The organism is Cytobacillus sp. IB215665, assembly GCF_033963835.1.
Lineage (GTDB): Bacteria > Bacillota > Bacilli > Bacillales > SM2101 > Nanhaiella.
The window spans coordinates 98036-116743 of the sequence record NZ_JAXBME010000005.1 but is presented as its reverse complement, the minus strand read 5'-3'; the positions used below and the strand labels follow the sequence as shown (position 1 = coordinate 116743).

The 18708-nt window shown below is 33.5% G+C and carries 18 protein-coding genes; 6 read left to right on the top strand and 12 right to left on the bottom strand.

Annotation, left to right across the window (positions count from 1 at the left end):
* The first annotated feature begins 498 nt into the window (after positions 1-498).
* Entirely contained in the window at positions 499-2280 is a 1782-nt protein-coding gene (locus tag SLH52_RS08770; protein ID WP_320209095.1) for a S9 family peptidase, read from the top strand.
* 209 nt (positions 2281-2489) lie between these two features.
* Here the strand turns inward: SLH52_RS08770 and SLH52_RS08765 are convergent, their stop codons facing one another.
* Positions 2490-2843 (bottom strand): DoxX family protein, encoded by a 354-nt coding sequence (locus SLH52_RS08765; protein WP_320208889.1) that lies wholly within the window; start codon positions 2841-2843, stop codon positions 2490-2492.
* 24 nt (positions 2844-2867) lie between these two features.
* Positions 2868-3314, bottom strand: a complete 447-nt coding sequence (locus SLH52_RS08760; RefSeq protein ID WP_320208888.1) for a MarR family transcriptional regulator — start codon at positions 3312-3314, stop codon at positions 2868-2870.
* A 480-nt stretch (positions 3315-3794) separates the two neighbouring features.
* On the opposite strand from SLH52_RS08760, the gene SLH52_RS08755 reads away from it, so the two are divergent.
* Positions 3795-4439 carry a hypothetical protein gene (locus SLH52_RS08755; RefSeq protein ID WP_320208887.1) on the top strand — a complete coding sequence of 215 codons (645 nt, stop codon included), beginning with the start codon at positions 3795-3797 and terminating at the stop codon, positions 4437-4439.
* 169 nt (positions 4440-4608) lie between these two features.
* Here SLH52_RS08755 and SLH52_RS08750 read toward each other — a convergent pair whose 3' ends face one another.
* The 4 genes from SLH52_RS08750 to SLH52_RS08735 form a co-directional block, all read right to left on the bottom strand.
* Positions 4609-5817, bottom strand: coding sequence for an acyltransferase (locus SLH52_RS08750; protein WP_320208886.1), 1209 nt, complete (start codon positions 5815-5817; stop codon positions 4609-4611).
* 251 nt (positions 5818-6068) lie between these two features.
* Complete coding sequence (locus SLH52_RS08745) at positions 6069-7172, bottom strand: threonine aldolase family protein (RefSeq protein ID WP_320208885.1); 1104 nt, start codon at positions 7170-7172, stop codon at positions 6069-6071.
* Between the two features lie 253 nt (positions 7173-7425).
* The gene (locus tag SLH52_RS08740; protein WP_320208884.1) at positions 7426-7695 is read right to left on the bottom strand and encodes a SemiSWEET transporter; all 270 of its coding nucleotides are present in this window, start codon (positions 7693-7695) and stop codon (positions 7426-7428) included.
* A gap of 435 nt (positions 7696-8130) precedes the next feature.
* On the bottom strand, positions 8131-8670 hold the full coding sequence (locus tag SLH52_RS08735; RefSeq protein WP_320208883.1) for a GNAT family N-acetyltransferase: 540 nt from the start codon (positions 8668-8670) through the stop codon (positions 8131-8133).
* Between the two features lie 160 nt (positions 8671-8830).
* On the opposite strand from SLH52_RS08735, the gene SLH52_RS08730 reads away from it, so the two are divergent.
* On the top strand, positions 8831-8953 hold the full coding sequence (locus SLH52_RS08730; protein ID WP_320208882.1) for a hypothetical protein: 123 nt from the start codon (positions 8831-8833) through the stop codon (positions 8951-8953).
* A gap of 638 nt (positions 8954-9591) precedes the next feature.
* On the opposite strand, the gene SLH52_RS08725 is transcribed toward SLH52_RS08730, so the two are convergent.
* Positions 9592-10626 carry a fatty acid desaturase gene (locus tag SLH52_RS08725; RefSeq protein WP_320208881.1) on the bottom strand — a complete coding sequence of 345 codons (1035 nt, stop codon included), beginning with the start codon at positions 10624-10626 and terminating at the stop codon, positions 9592-9594.
* 432 nt (positions 10627-11058) lie between these two features.
* Here SLH52_RS08725 and SLH52_RS08720 point away from each other — a divergent pair, with 432 nt between their 5' ends.
* Positions 11059-11766: a metallophosphoesterase family protein gene (locus SLH52_RS08720; RefSeq protein ID WP_320209094.1), complete on the top strand. Its 708-nt coding sequence runs from the start codon at positions 11059-11061 to the stop codon at positions 11764-11766.
* Between the two features lie 473 nt (positions 11767-12239).
* Here SLH52_RS08720 and SLH52_RS08715 read toward each other — a convergent pair whose 3' ends face one another.
* The 3 genes from SLH52_RS08715 to SLH52_RS08705 are packed head-to-tail and all read right to left on the bottom strand — an operon-like array spanning position 12240 to position 14034.
* Positions 12240-13340, bottom strand: a complete 1101-nt coding sequence (locus tag SLH52_RS08715; protein WP_320208880.1) for a phosphatidylglycerol lysyltransferase domain-containing protein — start codon at positions 13338-13340, stop codon at positions 12240-12242.
* A gap of 51 nt (positions 13341-13391) precedes the next feature.
* The gene (locus SLH52_RS08710; RefSeq protein ID WP_320208879.1) at positions 13392-13796 is read right to left on the bottom strand and encodes a (deoxy)nucleoside triphosphate pyrophosphohydrolase; all 405 of its coding nucleotides are present in this window, start codon (positions 13794-13796) and stop codon (positions 13392-13394) included.
* Between the two features lie 58 nt (positions 13797-13854).
* Positions 13855-14034 (bottom strand): DUF4083 family protein, encoded by a 180-nt coding sequence (locus SLH52_RS08705; RefSeq protein WP_320208878.1) that lies wholly within the window; start codon positions 14032-14034, stop codon positions 13855-13857.
* A gap of 517 nt (positions 14035-14551) precedes the next feature.
* Here SLH52_RS08705 and SLH52_RS08700 point away from each other — a divergent pair.
* Positions 14552-15370, top strand: a complete 819-nt coding sequence (locus SLH52_RS08700; RefSeq protein WP_320208877.1) for a helix-turn-helix domain-containing protein — start codon at positions 14552-14554, stop codon at positions 15368-15370.
* Between the two features lie 308 nt (positions 15371-15678).
* Entirely contained in the window at positions 15679-16257 is a 579-nt protein-coding gene (locus SLH52_RS08695) for a GNAT family protein (protein WP_320208876.1), read from the top strand.
* A gap of 216 nt (positions 16258-16473) precedes the next feature.
* Here the strand turns inward: SLH52_RS08695 and SLH52_RS08690 are convergent, their stop codons facing one another.
* Positions 16474-16770: an antibiotic biosynthesis monooxygenase gene (locus SLH52_RS08690; protein ID WP_320208875.1), complete on the bottom strand. Its 297-nt coding sequence runs from the start codon at positions 16768-16770 to the stop codon at positions 16474-16476.
* A gap of 191 nt (positions 16771-16961) precedes the next feature.
* Entirely contained in the window at positions 16962-18401 is a 1440-nt protein-coding gene (locus tag SLH52_RS08685; protein ID WP_320208874.1) for a YcdB/YcdC domain-containing protein, read from the bottom strand.
* Between the last annotated feature and the right edge of the window lie 307 nt (positions 18402-18708).

The window sequence follows — 18708 nt, the reverse complement described above, 5'->3', positions numbered from 1 at the left end:
TTTTATTATTATAACGACATCGATGTCGATATTCAAGAGGTTTTTACAAAATTTTTCTAACTTATTGATTTATTTGGGAACATTTCACTCTCAATCCGACGCGAGACGTAAAGAAAATCCAACTTACAGCATAGAATACTTATCATTTATCGGTAATAGAATATTAGTGCGTGTTCAATAAAGAAAAATGTCAAATTCCTTGGGAACCATGTATTTCTTGCTATTTTGTTTAGACTCTTTTCATAGATTTGATACTATTTATGCTTTATTGTTATGCAAATAAACAACAAGTTAAGGCATATATAACTTGTATCGTTTATGGAAATGCCTAGGCGCGACGATAGCTAATTAAATACGTATTTATAGCTTAAATAGTCAAGCCTATGATAAAGCAACAATCAAGTAAAAAAACATCCATTGTTTATATTCATAGAACAGCACTTTTATCATATTTTTTGAACGATTTCTAATTAAATCAAAGGGGGAATTTAAGTGGAAATGCAAAAAAAACCGGATGTTGAGCAATTTTTACGTGCCTACACAATTCAAGATTTTGTCGTAAGTAATGATGAAAGACAGCTTGTTTTCAGTACGAATATTAGTGGGAACTATAATTTATGGGGAATGGATTTACCAAATCAATATCCGTATCCACTCACATTTAATGATCAGAGTTGCCAAGGCCTTTGCTACGACAAGGCAGGGAGATTTATCATTACAGCTATTGACCGTGATGGTGATGAAAATTCACAGCTATATATGATACCGCCAGAAGGGGGACAGCTGCAGCCTATTAGAATTGCTGAAGGGTTCCAGCATTCAGTGCCTATCTTATCAGATGATGGTAAGCGCTTATATTACACTTCTAATAAGGAGGATCCAACCTTTCTGAAAAGCTATTGCTATCACATAGACACAAAGGAAGAAGAAATAATCATTGATGAAGACGGTGGAGCTACATATTTATATGATATTAGCCCAAGTGAAGATAGTTTTCTTTTTATAAAATATTTCTCTACTACACATATGCTAGCTTATGTAAAAGTAGATAATGAAGTGATTCCCCTAACACCAGAATCAGATGAGCAGCACACAGTTACAAATGGTCTTTATGCCTCAGACTCAGACATCTATTTCATTACTAACTTTGGAGCAGATTTTTCATATATTGCGAAATTTGACTTAGCTGAAAAAGAATTTAGTAAGGTCGTTTCACTTCCAAGTGAGGGCTTTAAAATGATTAAGTTTGATGAAAAACATCACCTTTTATATTTTGTGAGTGAGAGAGGTGTGGAGGATCAGCTATACTCTTATGATATTATTGCAGCAAAATTGACAGAACTTGAATGTCCAATTGGAAATATCGACAAGCTAGAAGTGACTGCCCAAGGTAATTTATACCTAGTTGGTACATCAGCTACAAAACCTTCAAATATTTTTAGAAAACATGCTAACAAACATCGTTGGGAACAGCTTACGAATAACCGTGTTATGGGTGTACATGAAGATGAGCTTATTGATCCAGCTGTCATATCTTATCAATCATTTGATGGTCTCGACATAGAAGCGCTTTACTTTAAAGCAAACTCTGTAACTAGTAACGGTCACGTTATATTATGGCCACATGGAGGTCCTCAGCATGCTGAGCGTAAAGAATTTAACGACGTATTTCAGTACCTTTTAAATGAGGGATATAGTATTTTCGCACCTAATTTCCGTGGTTCTACCGGATACGGTTTGACATTTACAAAAATGGTTGAAGGTGATTGGGGACTTGGACCAAGACTCGATAACATTGAAGGTCTAGAATTTTTATTTAAAAATGGGCTCGCTGACCGTGACAAAGTATTTCTTATGGGCGGAAGCTACGGTGGTTACATGTCCCTATTACTTCACGGTAGACATCCACAATACTTTAAAGCGGTTGTCGATATTTGTGGACCTAGTGATCTATTCTCCTTCGTTGAGTCAGTACCAGAGCATTGGAAACCAATGTTGACCCAGTGGGTTGGGCACCCAGAAAAAGATAAAGAAAAGCTAATCGAGTTTTCACCGATCACTTATTTAGAAAATATGTCTAAGCCGATGTTGGTCATTCAAGGAGCGAACGACCCACGAGTAGTCAAGGAGGAATCTGATAAAATTGTCGCTGTTTTAAAAGAAAAAGGTCGTGAAGTTGAATACCTCGTTTTAGAAGACGAGGGGCATGGTTTTTCCAAAAAAGAAAATGAGGTAATAGTATACAGAGCAATATGCGAGTTCTTTAATAAATATTTGTAATCTGTAAGTATTAATTAAACTACGCTTGTTGCTATTTAAAGCTCTTTTCGTAAACTTTGTTGATTTTTTAATTACATTTGAGTCAACGATATGTATTATATGTTTTTTATAGTCATTAGAGAAATAAATAGTGCACAAATTCAAATGACAGTAGAATTAGTTAAACAAACACACGACATGTTAAAAATGTCGTGTGTTCTCAATTGTATTTATTTTTTCACCTTACCAATAAGTACAACTAATCCTAAAATAAAGAGAACTAAAGAAGGCATTGCTGCACCCATACCTTGGCCTGCATTTAAATGCGAAAATACAGCCCCTCCCATAAGAATGACTAATCCAGTTGAAGCAAGTAAAGCAATTGTTGATTTCCAGTATCCAACAATAAGCCCAATCCCTCCTAAAATTTCACAAGCGGCAATAAAGTACATAAACCCGACAGCATATCCGAATCCCCCTGCCATCTGTTCAAGTTGTTCTGCACCACCTACAAATTTCATTACACCAGATAAAATAAATGCTACTGCAAGTAATCCTTGAATAATACGAGTAACCCATTTCATATATTTACACTCTCCCTTTGTTTTTTATAATTCTTGTGCACCGAAACCAATTTTCTTTAATAATTCAATTAACTGTTGTTTCTCATCGTTCGTAACAAACGATAGATTTTGAGAAATTGTTTCAACGTGTTTCGGAAATATCGTATCAAATAATTCCCTTCCTTTTTCTGTTAACGTAACATTGAACGCTCTTCTATCTGAAGGAATTGGTTCTCTTTTGACCATGTCTTTCTTTTCAAGCTTATCTACAACATATGTGATACTCCCACTTGGAATAGAAAAAGTTTCGCTAATCTTTTGAACAGGATGTGGACCTTTACTATACAGAAGCTCAAGAATCATAAATTGTTCATGACTAATTCCGTAACTGTCTATATCTAAGCTAATGTTTTTGAATACAGTATTAAAGGATTTCATCCAAACGCGAAACAACCTTAGATCAAGTTCACTTTGATCATCTCCTTGAAACATGATTTCCATCTCCTTTTATCATTGGAATAAATAAGAATCAACATAAGAACAGTGTGAATATTTGACTCCTTTATTACTTTCTCTTTATAACGAGTTAAATCATGTATTAGTTATCCTATAATTATTTATCCTAACTTTAGGATGTTTTTATCCTAACATTAGGATAAATATTTGTCAACAAAACTAGAGCTAAAAATTTTTGTTTCTGTTACCATTAACAATAAGAAAATATATCCTTAAGTTACTTAAAATAACATTTTAAATAAAGGCTCTTTTCGTAAACTTTGTTGTTATTTTCACTAAGATTCGACAGTATGATGAGTTTTATGAGAGTTCAATAATTGTATAAATAGAAAAGATGCCACGAACGCTGGGTGTATACGTGACTATACCTTTGAACGCAAAGCAACAATCAATGCGAAAACAACCTAAATGAAAGACAACCCTTATAAATGATTATGATAATGTGGGGGATTTTTTATGCGTAAAATTCGAGCGTTTTCTAACGGGTTAAGAAATGGTGCTTGGAGTGAACAAAAATTTACTAACCTTACCCCTTATTCACCCTACAGTACTGAAATATCCAAAATTGTTAAGGAAAACACTAAATCACTTAATAACCAAAAAGGAACATTTATTAAAAGGTATCATCCAATCAATGAATTTTTCCATCCAATCAACGAAAAAAATATAAAAAAAGTCATTGACTCTGTACCTTCAAAATTCTTAAGTGATTTACGAGGAATATTTCTATGTGGCGGCACTCATAAACAGAAGCAGTTTAGTGAACTAAGGTTTGGTACTTATCATGATCATTATAAAGCGATTTTTCTTTTTCCCTTCCCAAAGACAAAATGCTTATGGTATAACACGATGCCAAAACCATCAATTCGTTTAAGCTATGAAAGGCATGGTGCTACTTGGATTGCAGAAGATTCAAAATGGCGACTGCAATTTGATGAAAAATCTATACATTCTTTTTATTTAAATGATGTATTGTTCCATGAGCTTGGACATCACATTGAGAATATATCACATGATATTAAGCATAAGAACTATGAACAAAGAGAGCGTTTTGCAGAATGGTTTGCATTGGAGTTTGGAATAAAAGGAAGGGGTAAATAGCCAATTGTTTAACACTGGGAAATTCCGTAAGTATTAAAAGTAAAGAAAAAAATCAGGAAGTAAAGATATATTGTTAAGGCGAGGGGTAGCTCTATACGAGCCCCCTTTTTTCTTATTGATTAGATACAACCCGATTAAAGGATTAATGTAAAGGAATAGGATTCTCCACTTAGTCTCGCCCTTTAAGGCTTTTACTATAAACAGGTTTTTCTTTCGGTAATAGCTGACCAATTAATGCAGGCAAACTCCAATTCGCCTTTTCAAATGGTCCGATAATTGCCATTGCAAATGGCAGGTGGCTAAAGATAAAAGAAAACCCTATAGATAAAACTGTTGTTATAATAAAAATTGCTATACTTAAAGAAATATAATGACCTGTAATATGATTGTTCTCAATAAAAGTAACGACTAGTTCTAGGAAAAACAAATGAGCTAAATACGAACCATACGTAAACTTTCCTATAAATGCTAACAATTTGTATAAAAATGTTCTCGTTTGAACAATGATCATGGACAATCCATATAATAAAATAATTTCTGAAACGACATACAAAAACATAGATGGCTTTAAATATGTTGATGCTTGTAAATCAATTTGTGTAACACCATTAAATGCTACTAATTCATAACCTACCACAATAAATAAACCTAAAAAAATAAAAGTGTTTAATGCTACATATTTTGAAACAAATTTTCTCCATGCAGTAAGTTTTAATGCAACTAATCCACCTAGGAAGAAATAAAAAGAATAAAATAACAAACTTCTGTCTGTATACTTTAACCACGCCACGTCTGTTAACAAATTACCATTAAATATAAATCGAGATGACAACCACATAAGCAATAAATAACTTACTGCAACGCAACCAACTGTAAAAGCAATAAGCTTCGCAGATGAGAATTTCTTATCCAGCCACTGAAATATCACAAAGAGTAGTGGAAATACTAGGTGAAATTGAAACACCATCACCACATACCATAAATGCGGAGCAGCTGACCCTGTAAATGTCAATTTTATCATTTCACTTAATGTAAGTGTTGAAGTACTAGTAAAGTTTGTGAAGGAAATCACATAAATAGCCGACCAAAATAAATATGGTACTATTAACTCTGACCACTTCTGAGTAATGTAAGATGCATACTTCACCTGCTGTTTATGATGATATATTAAGTGAAATCCAGTTACGAAAATAAAAACTGGTGCAGAAAACTTTACGAAGTTAAATAACATACCAATCATAACTGTTTCTTCAGGTGAAATATTCCCTTGATCTACCGCAAAGATCAACGAACTTTGGAAAACGACAGCTAAGAAAGCTAAACTTTTTATAATATTTACTTCTGAAGCTTTTCGTTGGTGATTTATAATCTGAGACATGTTAATCACTCACTCCTAGAAATCTATGCTTCTAGTATATACCTCCTACCTATTATTTATATATATAGATTTGCTCATAAGTCTTAACAATTTATTGGATATTTAAAACGATTGTAGAATGAAGCGTTTACATCCTAACTTTTTTACCGGTATTCAATAGATGTAAACACCCCAAAAGAGTTCATCATCCACAACTAAAATAACCTGCACTATGTAGATGACAAGTGAGTCTTTCCTCAACTAAACAAATACTAATCCTTACCTTGTACGGTCTGACATTGTTCATCAAGCATCCGAAATGCTTTTTCAACTTCCTCTGATGGTATATTGTTAAACCTATCTCCAATGCTTACCTCGAAATAACATGTATTGTTTAGTGATTCTTTTACATAGCTCGTTAAACCAACTTGCGCCTCACTATATATTGAGACTAGTATTGGTGTAATTACATCTTTTGGCACATCAACATGCACATGGAACATATTAGAAACCGGATTGAGTGGTCTAGTTGAGATAAAGTCGCATTCATTAATAATTCCTGCAAGCTTCTTTGTGGCTTCAAAATACTCTCCCATTTTATGTATACGCTCATTAAAATAATAATCAGCACTAATGATATAAGGATATAAGCTAATTAAGTCGCCACCGTGACGTCTTTTCCAAACTTTCGAATCCTCAGTAAATTTGTTATCACCTGCAAGGATGGCTCCAGCAATCCCACCAATCCCCTTATAAAGAGACACATAAACACTATCAAAAAGACTACAAATTTCAGCTGCAGTCTTCTCGTAGTACGGAAGAATTTCAAATAATCTAGCTCCGTCTAAATGTAGCTTAATCCCGTTATTTCTACAGTATAGAGAAATAGATTCTAGTGTTTTATAATCTGGTAATTGGCCCCCAATCTCACGTTGAGGTAGCTCTAACAATACGCAAGCAATTTCCTCATCAATGCTTATAATATCCTCCAAAGTAATGAGTCTATCTTTATCCGCTAATAACACAGGTTCAATATGGTGTAATTCTTTCAACCCATCCTCTTCATGAATTTCTAAATGACATAATGGATGATAACCAACTTTTTTTAGCCCTTTATGATCACACCATAGTCTTAATGCGATCTGTTGTGCCATCGTTCCACTTGGAAAAAACACAGCTGATTCTTTCCCTAAATACTTTGCCATTTTCACTTCAAAATTTTCAATTATTTTACCTTTTCCATAAATATCACTCTCAAGCCCTTCGGCAATATCTTTAAAAGATTCCTTTAAAACTCGTATATCTCTTTTGCCATGGCCTCCTATTTGATATGCTGTTTCGTTATAAGCTTCCAGTAAAGGATTCATTTCACTCATTACAGATGCTCCCATCTTTAAATTTTTTGGCCCTTTGCGTAATCTTTGCTACTACTCAGCAAAATGAATGATTGTCATCGTGATAAAGAACGATACTTAATTGATACAACCAGGCAGTGGAATAACAGCAATCAATAAATCAGTTAAATAGCTTTTATATGAGTAGTAAAGATGTCGTGAAATTCGCTTAAAAATAACTATCATGAAAAAAATCGATTTCATACCTAATAAATCATTATCCTGTGATTACAAATTAGTTATTAGTTTTCTTACGATTATTCTTAACCGTAAGTACTAAAATGAGTACAGCTGGAATGAACGTAACAATGTTTGTTAATATAATTGCTAAATCTCCTATGATGAATCCATATATTGCCCAAATAAACACTCCCAAGGTAAAAGAACTATACATTAAAATTGATATATCTTGTGTTCTATTTGTTAACAATACTTTAATAGCCTGTGGAATAAATGCACAACTCGTTAATATACCTGCTAAAATACCTAGATAAGTAATAGACATGTCCTTCCTCCATTTGCGATCACATTTATTAGATTCTATTGCCATATTATTCGTCTAACATATTATACTCGTTTTCTCCCAGATGCTTATAAAAACTGCTACTTGATTAAAATGATTTTGCCACATCTTCTCTTCCATTTATAAGATGACAATCTTATTTAACTACCATTTGCTGTTGTAATTCCGTCAATATAACGACACTGAAAACATGGAAAAAACCTTTGATAATAGGCCGTCTTCGCATTGATTGTTGTTTTTCGGCCTTAGATATAAATACTTATACATCTAGCGTTGGTGGCATCTTTTCTTCTGTACAACAATGACTAATATAAAACCACTTTTTATGGTGCTAAATTGGTAATAATAGCAACAGAGTCTACTAAGAGAGCCTTTAGTAACAATAGCACCAAAGTTAACAAAAAGAGTCTACTAGTCTTAATTATGTTTATATTCAATTAGCCAGCAGTCTCGATACTCGCCTTCATGGAATTCATGTTTAGGTAACATTTTCACCTTGTTAAAACCACATTTTTCATAACAACGAATGGCTCTGTCATTCCACGTTTGAGGATCCATTACTACTCTATGTGCTTGCTTTATTTCACATAAGAACTTGACCATAGACCGTACGAGCAGCGTACCAATACCTTTATTCCAGTATTCTACTTCTCCAATAAACTGATCCATACCATAAATACGTTCACTAATTTCTACATAATCGTAAGCTTTTCTTGTTTCATCATCTAATTCATAAAATTGAATGTAGCCAATCTCAACTCCTTCAAACTCTACGATACAACCTGTTACACCGTTAAGCCTGTTATAAAACTTCATGTTTACTTTTTCAACATTAAATGGGTTATCTCTGCCTTCATAATATTTGAGAACGATAGGGTTAGAAAGCCATTTAGCTAATAATATATTATCTTTTAATTCTAGTTGACGAACTTTTAACTTCCCTTTTTGAAATAACACCTAAATCTCCTCCACTAAAAGAACTTATGTAATAATTCGTTGTTTTAGTGATAATTCCTTTTTATACAACGTCTCCACTACCTGTTCAGTATTTTATAGCGCTTATTCATTTCTTTTATTTTATGCACAACATAAATGCTGAGAGGGATGAACAATCCAAATGCTTATAGCAATTGAAATCCATGTAGATGCATCAAAAACGACTAAATATGCCATATTCGGCACTAGCAAAGTTGCAAGGAAAATGAGGATGATACCAATGGGGAAAGTTAGTGGTTTGTAATTTTTCAAACCGAAGGTTTGGACGATTGAAGAAACAATGAAATGAAGCAAAGTGAAATTTGATAAAAATGGTAAAAAAACACACACCAGCTACGACGACTTATGCTCACCTTTATTATTATATAATTTTTTTTATAATAAATCCCATATAAGTGCACTTGAAAACTTCTCTACAAATGGATAAACACCCGTTTTAAATATTAAAAAGGTAAATTATGCAACAAAAAGGTGGATGCCTAACCTATAAGGAACTATCCAAGTCCTGCTTATATATTTAAAAAAGCTATTTTCGCATTGATCGTTGTTTTTCGTATTACGAAGTAAACAAGTACACAACTAACGTTTGTGTCACCTTATCTTCTGTACACCAATGGTTACGAAAAGAGCCTTAAAAAGAAAAGCGCTCGGATATTTTTCCGAGCGCTTGTTGAATGCTACATTTAGTTACTTTTCGTACAAAATTAAACATATATATAACTAGGTTTTTGGGCAGCTTTTCTTCGAGTAAAACGAAGTTTTATCTTATTTTAGAAACTATAGCAACAAAGTTTAGATAAGACCCATTTGTAATGATTAAGCTATTTTATAGTTTCAAGAATTTCGTTTAATAACACGCTCTTATATTTAGATCGAATAGACTTAAAGTTCAGGCTTTACTTGAACAGCCAGGCTTTTTTTCATTAACTGTTTTGCTTCCTTGAAAGTAACAAAATCCTTGCCTTGCTCATCCCATAAACGATACTTTAAAGACTGTACACTTTTCGCCATTGTTATAGTTGGAACATTTTCTAAAGGCTTAGTATTGTTGTGTGCCTTCTCTAATTCATAGTTTGGTACTCTTGGACTTAAATGATGAACGTGATGGTAGCCTATATTACCAGTAAGGAATTGTAAAACTTTTGGAAGTTTATAAAACGAGCTGCCTTCTACTGCTGCAAGTACATATTCCCATTCTTGATCTTTTTCAAAATACGATTGTTCAAATGTATGTTGTACATAAAAGAGCCAAATACCTGCTGAACCTGAGATCATGAAAATGGAACCATGTATGATTAGAAATGATTGCCATCCTATTGCCCAGCATAACAATCCTATCAGAGCAGCGATAAGGATATTTGTTAAATAAGTATTCATGCGCTCTTTCTTTCTCGCGCCTTTGCGGTTAAATCTATTTGTCAAAAGAAAAACGTAAATTGGACCTAATATAAACATAACGAACGGATTTCTAAATAGACGATAAGCTAAACGAGTTCTAAATGGCGCTGCTACATATTCATCTACCGTAAGAGTCCATATATCCCCTGTCCCACGTTTGTCTAAATTTCCACTTGTAGCATGATGAACGGAATGCTCATGCCCCCATTTATCAAACGGAAATAACGTGATAACTCCTGTAATTGTCCCGAGCAAGCGATTGACACGACGATTTTTAAAAAACGAATGGTGTGTACAATCATGGAAAATAATGAAAACCCTTACTAAAAATCCTGCAGCTAGCACAATAGGAACGAGTGCTAACAAATAAGATACTGAAAGGCTTATATATGCGAGATACCATAAGATAAGAAATGGTCCAATTGTATTTATTATCTGCCACACACTTTTTGCTGTAGTCGACTTCTCAAAAGGAGAAACTTGTTTTCTCAAATTTTTCATGCTCTTTTGTAAGGTCATATCCGTCGAATTCCCTTCCGTATTGTAGATAATTCATATTATAGAGCAATGAAATAATAATGTTAGTAGCAGGTGTCATATACAAACTATGATAAATGTCATATAGGGGTCAGTCGCCCAGTGCTATAAAGCATTGATCGACTAACTCCCACCACATTATTGCATTAAAGAATGTAACACCTTCTTTACAACAGACGTTAATAAAAAAATATGGTAAAATATACAAAGGTAGTGAAAAAGGAAATCCATTTTTTTTGAATACTTGTTGCTATTGTTCCTAAATGCAAAAGGGATAACTATCGTGTTAAGTAACAACTAGCTAATTACCAAGAAAAAAATGGTAATTGTGTTGTGTACGAATTCAATTGTTATAACGAAAAACAACAATCAATGCAAAAACAGCCAAAAGGAAAGAGACAGGACGTGACTGAATTGAAGCGCATGCTTGCTGTAAGTGATATTCATGGAGATATAGAAAAGTTTGAGAGACTATTAACATTAGTTAAATATAATAAAGAACAAGATCAATTACTTTTATTAGGAGATTATGTCGATAGAGGACCTCAATCAAGAGCAGTCATTGATAAAATCATTCAATTGAAGAATGACGGTGCCATTGCTTTACTTGGTAACCATGACAAGATGATGATAGATGCATTTACTAACCAAGATGATCCGATGAACCTAAAGAGATGGTATTACAACGGAGGTATTAAGACGCTTCAAAATTATGGTTATGAGATTAAAAGAGATGATGCTAAATATTGGTATACAACAGATGAATTCCCAGATCCTATAGCAATCAATGATGAAATTCACCCACACATTGAGTTTTTAAAGGGACTTCCCTATTATCATGAAACTGAAGACTATATTTTTGTTCATGCTGGAGTTCATCCCGAAACACCTATACATGATACAGACCCTTACACATTAGTGTGGATTCGAGAAGAATTTCATCATGGATATACAGGGAACAAAACCGTAATCTTCGGACACACACCTACAAACTATTTACATAAGCGTCCTGATGTTTTTTTTGGCAAAAATAACATTATCGGGATTGATGGTGGGTGCGCTTACGGAGGCAGACTTAATTGCTTAGAACTACCTAGCATGAACGTTTTGTATGTTGAATAATGAATTTTAAAGCTTGAGTATATTAAAACATACCGCTATTATTTATAACATGAATACATTTTGCAAGATCGATATGGGAATATTTCCCTAAAACAAAAGAAATGTCTAGAAAAACAGATGAATTTTCACCATTACATATATAGGTAAAAAACCTGACCTAAACTCTCATGTTAATAATGAGAATTTAGGCTTTTTATTATTACAAACCATTAATAAATTAAAATATCATAGCAATTACACACTAAAATTAGTGACCCTGTTATAAGTCTTCTGCCAAGAGCAACAAACTTACTTGAAGAGGCTTGCAGTTTTAGAAAAGGTTTTATTCATAAACTTTGTTAATATCTTTATTAAAATGGACTATTTGATGAGTTTTTATAAGAGCGATGCCACGAACGCTAGATGTGTACGTGCCTACTTCTTTGAACGAAAAGCAACAATCAATGGGAAAACAGCCTTAGAAAAATAAGCTTTTACCCTACAATCCTTCTTCCTATTCTGTTACTTGCATAGCGTGATTCTTTTTCTATCTTTTTCGTACGAATTAACAATACAAGTTGAATGATAACGATTGGTAAGAATGTTTTCTTATAAGCTAAATATTTCCCGTTCCACGTATGTGCGAATTTCGCTTTAAATTCCATTAAACCTTTAAATCGATAGGAAAACTTATTAGATTTGAACACTAGCTTCGATATTTTTTCAATAGTTTTTGCATTCTTTGTATTCCCTACATTAGCAAGTGGTGACATTCCTAGACTACAAGATTGATAACCTTGCTCCTGCCCCCAGTAAAATATCGATGTAAATAATACATCCATCGTCCCGTTCGGACAAGTTGGGTAATAACGCATTAAATCGATTATAATACCATGCTTTTCTTCATTGTTAGTAGAAGCTAAAGTAGCAAAAGCAATTACTCGCTCATCTTCATCTCTTATGGTCGCTACAGGAAAGTGAGAAACATATTTATTACTATAAAACCCTACAGAAAAGCCTTTTTCCTTACGATCTCCAAGCCATGAATTTGAGACACTTTCTAATTCTGCAAGAAAGTCATTTGAGAAAGGCGGGACAGTTACCGTAAAACTATGGCCTTGTCGTTGAAATTTATTCCTGCTTGAACGTAGCTTTGCACCCTTTTTTCCTTCCAATGAATAACCTACAAGATCAACTACGGCTTCTTCCCCTAATTTTACAAATTGATACTTCTCAAATTCGTACAAAGATAAGTATTTACAACTAATTTGGTAAAAAACAGGCTTACATCCATAACGATGAGCAAATTGTTCAAATTCTAGAAGAGCATCTTTAATATATTCTTTCTTTCCAATTGGGTCACCTAAAACGACTAATTTATTCATAATTTTTTTATAAGAAATGAGTGCATTGCCATCTTGTGCCCAGAAGACGCTCTTATCCTTTAATAATATTAAATGAGCATTAGTATGTTCGTTATGGCGTTTCAAAAATTCAGCAACCCGTTCAAAATCAATCGTGTGATTTGTAGGAAAGATCTCTTTAGGTCTTAAATAATAGAAAAATATAATTGCAATAATAATGATTGCCGACAAAGTATGTAACCCCCTAAAGCACAAACATTATAAAAAAGTGCTAATCCGTTGTTAGTATTCTAACAGAGCTGTACTTGTTAGCTTTTCAATTGTAGGAAGGTCGGCTGGAGCCCAGTCTAAATTCTCTAACTCATCACATTGTAACCATTTTATTATTACATGCTCAGTTAAAATTGGCTCCCCTTCAACCAACTTACAATAAAAAGTCCTTAAATGAACAATGCCAAAATCATATTCATACACTGTAAGTTCAATTTGATCTCCTACCTCTATCTCACATTGCAATTCTTCATAAATTTCTCGTTGCAATGCTTGTTGAGGTGATTCCCCTTCTTCTATTTTTCCACCAGGAAACTCCCATTTGAAGGGTAAAACTCTACCTTTACCTCTTTGTGCACACAAAAATTTCCCATCTTTGACGATTACAGCTCCAACCACATGAATGTTCTTCTTCATCGCATCCTCCCTATTCGTTAACAACAATATAGAAATATAATTAAATGGTAGACTCATGTTAATCGTTATTTTTATTTAAACGTTCATTTATAGCATCTACCTTCTTCTCTATCCTATCAAGTTGATTACTTCGTTTTAAAATAGAACGAATGAATAGCACAATTAGAATGATAGCTAGTATTAGACTTCCAAAAGTAAATAATTGAAATATTAAGTCGCCTAAATTAACATCCCTCAAAAAATCACCTCCACAATTTCATTTATATATCATGTCACATACCCATATAGTAACATAACGACATTTTCGTACTAATAGTAGTCACTACATCACTAAAAACTGTAGAATTCCTAATCCTTTACCTCTTAAAAATACTGTTTCTTTATAGCGGTGTTTTTATTTCCTTAGGTATGAAATCACTTTACTAGTTCTAATTTGGTAACAATGGCAACAAGATTTACGAAAGTCCTTCAACAAAATATAACAATCCTTACCATAACCACTCATTTTATTGTAAAATTATTTTAAGATTCGAAATAGTATAATAAACTATCACTTGATAGGGGCCTATTGCTTTCAAGAACTAAATAAATTTTTTTGCAGAAATTATCCTATTAAATCACATTCGTGTAATTCCTTTACGTTAAGTTACATTTACTACTCTACGAATCGTTTATGTGGTCATAATCTACCGATCGTCGAGTGTTTTTTTATATTTTTACCTGTAAAATTTTATGTAAAAAGGATGGTGTCAAACATGAGCAATGGGAACATGGCTAATTTCATTTATGAGCTACGTAAATCAAAAAATATGACACAAAAACAATTAGCTGAAAAATTGAATATAACAGATAAGGCAGTATCTAAATGGGAACGAGGATTGGGATATCCAGATGTATCAATAATATCCTCTCTGGCCGATATATTGGGTGTTACTGCTAATGAACTGCTGAATGGAAAAAGAAGTGTCGCAGCTTCTGTTGAGGAAAATACGATTATCGAATCCACTATGCAAAATGCAGATAAAGTAACTGCTACTAACAAAAAATCATTAACATTAATGGCAAAATACGGTTTTACTATTGCTTGTTTACTAGGTATATTTATTTCTATGATTTGCGATATCGCTATATCAGGTACTTTTACATGGTCGCTATATCCAATTACAGCTATTCCATATGCGTGGCTTATTATCATACCTCTTTTTCATTTTAAAAGATATAAAGTGTTTATGTCACTTTTATCATTAAGCATTTTTATCATTCCGTTTTTGGTTATTTTAGATAAAATCCTCGGTGGAACTAAATTAATGTTACCTCTTGGGGTTCCTGTAGCATTGGTTGCTATATCCTATATGTGGGGAATATTTCTGTTATTTTCAATTACAAAAGCAAACAAATGGCACATGGCATCAATTTCGGTTCTATTAGTCATACCTATATCTTTTCTTATAAATAATATTATCGCAAAAAATTTAAACGAACCCATAATCGACACGTGGGACATTTTATCACTTGGAGTTCTGGGGATAATAACAATTATCCTATTCCTCAAAGGAAAGAAACAGGCTGTTTAAGACTCCCTGTTTCTTTTATTATGTCTTTTTAGTAATAAGAACACCGATGGTACCTCGTCAATTAATCTTTATAACCTCTCATAGTTTTCTACCCAAACATTTATCCTAGCATATCTACATGTCCATTCATAAATAGCAACTAGCAGTGTAAACAACCTGTAGCACTGCTAATTATTATTTATAGAATCCATAGACACTTTAACTAATATAATATATAATCTTACAAAATAATTATTATTTATTAAATTTTCTGGTGATTCTGCAAACAAAATATTAGATCATATTTCATTTGATGTAGAGGTGAGCTTATGGAAATTGAAGAAATATACGGTGATTTACCAACATTGGAAACAGAACGTCTGATTCTGAGAAAAATCACGCTCGATGACGTTGAAGACATTTATTCATACGGTTCTAATGAAGAAGTAGCTAAATACGTAACTTGGGACGCACATAAAACATTATCTGACACTAAAGCATTTGTAGACTTTGCTCTATGCCAATATGAAAATAAAAATGTAGCTCCTTGGGGTATCGAATATAAGGAAGACGGTAAATTAATCGGAACGACCGATTTTATTTTATGGCAACCAAACCATAATCGAGCTGAGATTGGCTATGTCCTTTCTCCAACGTATTGGGGAAAGGGCATAGTAACAGAAGCCGCAAAAGAAATTATTACATTTGGTTTTAACCATATGGATTTAGTCCGTATTCAAGCTAGATGCTTCACAGAAAACATCGGTTCAGAACGAGTAATGCAAAAATTAGGCATGACCTTTGAAGGCATCATCCGAAAAGGAATGCTCGCAAAAGGCAAACACCGAGATACAAAAATGTATTCTATATTGAAAGAGGAGTTTTTGGCTGAGGATAGATATAAATAGTGTGGATAGCTTGAAGGCAGCTTGTAAACAAGCTGCTTTCTTAATTGTACTATTTTAAAATTACAATAATGTCAATGTCAGTTGCTTCTGGTCAAATGTAGTATATAAACTGTACCCGTCAAACCTCTAAGGTAGAACTGATACTGTAAAAATTGTTCCAAAGCATTCTTCCTTACCGTAATTGTCATATGTAGTGAAATGTTTTAAAGCAGAGATTTATAGTAAAGGAACTTTGTTAAAATGCTCAACTGTTGGAAATGGATCATAGAAATGATGCAATTTCTTTTTCCACTCTAGGTACTCTTTTGATTGCCTAAAGCCAACTGTATGGTCCTCTAACGTTTCCCATTTCACTAGTAATAGATACTTTCCTTCTACTTCTACACAACGCTGTAATTCGTGAGTGATGTACCCTTTCATTGAGGAAATAATTTTTGATGCCTGACGAAAAGCCTCCTCATACTCCTCCTCCATACCTTTCCTAACTTGTAACATAACCGCTTCCAATATCATATAACCCCTCCTTGTTATGGCTAATGTTACATCTATCTAGTTGTTTTTTTCAATACAAAACATAATAGGAGGGGTTTTATATTTCTTTTTTTGCAACATTTACTTTCATGACACTCCTTGCAAATGGGAGACTAGTAATCACTCTGAATGGCATATTTGGAACGGAATACAATTGGTATTAGCATCATATACTATTTTTCTTTTGCAGAAATAACGGCCCCAGTCATAGCATCAATGTACTGGATTGAAGTTCTGGAATACCGGTCACAAGCTTGGTATACAAGGATATGAGATTCTGTGGCACAACCATAATTTTTGTTCCATGCCAATTCAAAGTCCAAATGATTGAAAAATATATCTCTCGCTTCTTCTTTTGAAATTGCTGGCTCTGCTGGGATTTGGCTCAATTGTTCGATGTCAAAACTTGGCCCGCTATAATTATCAATTTGTCCTGTTTCACAATTAACTGTAACTACTACTTTTTCTAACTGAACTGGTATGCCATTACCATTATGTATACGGAAAGAAAATGTTTCTTTTTTTCTCGTATCGTTCACCTCTTCACCATTCTCTCGAACAACCAATTGTAGATATTTATGATAACTTGGAATGACCCCTTCAAGGAATTGTGTCGCATGTTGAAAACATTCTTCACGAGTGAGCCTGAGATCACCACTCCGCTCATTGAACCAGACAAAACTTCTAACTTTTCCTGTTTCCTTTAATATGAAGGCTTTAACTGTATCTTCTGTATGTCTCTTCAAAAAGCCTTCAAAAGATAAGTCCTGCTCCTCCATCTTCCAGTTCCGGTCCCGCCAAACAATGCCTATTTCTTCCCCCATATCAACTTCCCTAATAACTTCAAATTCATCTGATATTCCAATGACCTCTTTAATAGATAAATCTTTTTGTATTGCCGTATTCAAAGGAGTTGGAAGTAGAACGTAGGTTTCTGGAACATCTTCATCATGTATAATGCTCAAGGTTGGGGTCAATACATCCGCTTTGTATTTCATGAAAGAGGGCTCTAGTTCATAAACAAGACGGAGTCCATCATCTGCTACATTATGATTAATAGTATATAGCCTTGTAATAGCTTCCTTAAAATTCAGCCTATTTTTTACGTGTTCAATTAGTTTCTCTTTTGAAATCAAAGTTGTTGGTATTTTGGGTATTTGACTCTCAATTTTATAAGAAAATTTCACAACATTACCCATTTGATCTACGTCAATAATACAGCCAGAAGGCTTAAGTGGTAAGTCCATGACAACCCGTTCATAGTTAAAGCGATATGCATGATCCAGTTTTCTCATTTCAGAGAAAGTTAAATCATTTAAAGCGTCAGGATAATGACTAAGTAAAAATTGCTCCGCTCGTTCTTTTCTTTCCTCTACACCTGAAGGAACAGTATTGGAATTTCCACCATCACCCATGTCAATTGTTAAACTTGTCAAATTACCGGACAAATCAAGATTTATAATAACCCCTTTATCTCTTTTTTCATTCGCCCATGAAAACATTGCCTTACCTTCCCCATTCTTTCCCTCAGCATACTCCTCTATGATAGGTTGAAAATTAGCTGGAATTTCGACTATCGACAATGCTCGTTTCCGTAATTCTTCTTTTAGCATACTATATACCTCCAAGATTCTAGTATGTATTTTTATATCTATCTTATTTGACCTTTTCATTTATTATTCTTGTTATTTGTGTAGTTTAGCTGCTAGAAAACTTTATTATTAATCCCCAAAATGGATACACATTAATTCCATCTTTAGTTAAGTATACAGATTTGTTGCGGATACTCCCTCGCATCAAGTCCTCGTCAATTTTAATTAAAGTATCATATAGAAATCTCTAACTACTCCTCTTTCCATGAACGTTAGGTAAAGTAATAACAGAGTATGATCCTAAGTTTTGTCTTCCAAACACTATCTA